This is a genomic window from Alcanivorax sp. HI0044, from assembly GCF_001634945.1.
On the sequence record NZ_LWEZ01000230.1, the window covers coordinates 1 to 631 of the forward strand.

At 53.1% G+C, this 631-nt stretch carries 1 protein-coding gene; it reads left to right on the plus strand.

The annotated features are described in order from the left end of the window. Window positions 1–52 precede the first annotated feature (52 nt). Entirely contained in the window at window positions 53–463 is a 411-nt protein-coding gene (locus tag A3730_RS02975) for a GFA family protein (protein WP_063518561.1), read from the plus strand. Window positions 464–631 lie beyond the last annotated feature (168 nt).

Consider the following 631-nt stretch of genomic DNA (forward strand, 5'->3'; position numbering starts at 1 on the left):
TTATCGGTATGAGCCTGCGGGCGATCATTCTGAATAAGCGAAGGTGGGAGAGATGGCGACCTATCCAATCGACGGTGCTTGCCAGTGCGGTGCGGTGACCTACCAGTTATTGGCTGAACCCCAGAAAGTACTGGCCTGCCACTGCAAGGCGTGCCAGAAGCTGTCCACCAGTGCATTCAGCCTTACCGCTGTTGTACGCGCCCAAGACATTGTGTTTCATGGTGAAATGCGCGAATGGCTGCGTACTGCGGACAGTGGCAATACCAGTGCGGCAATGTTCTGTCCCACCTGCGGCAATCGCATTTACCACGTTAACCCGGATGAGCCAGACAGTATCAAACTCAAACCAGCCAATCTGGCGGATACCAGCATTCTTGAGCCCCAGGCGCATATCTGGATCAGCGAAAAGCAGGATTGGTTCAAGATTCCGGAAGGGGTGAAAACCTTCGACAGGCAGCCGTAAGCGTGCTGGGTTGAAAATTTTTAGCCGTGAAGTGGCGGCGTTCTTGTTTAAAAAAGGTGCAGGATGATCAACGTTTGGATGGTCAGGGCTGTCGCCACTCTGGACGTTTTTCTCGGCGTGATGTTTTGGGTTGCCGATATTGGGCTGTCCGTGTCGAGCAATAACATC

What these genes read in the sequence shown, in the direction of transcription:
- A3730_RS02975 (WP_063518561.1), top strand. Translation starts at nt 53, where the DNA reads ATGGCGACCTATCCAATCGACGGTGCTTGCCAGTGCGGTGCGGTGACC.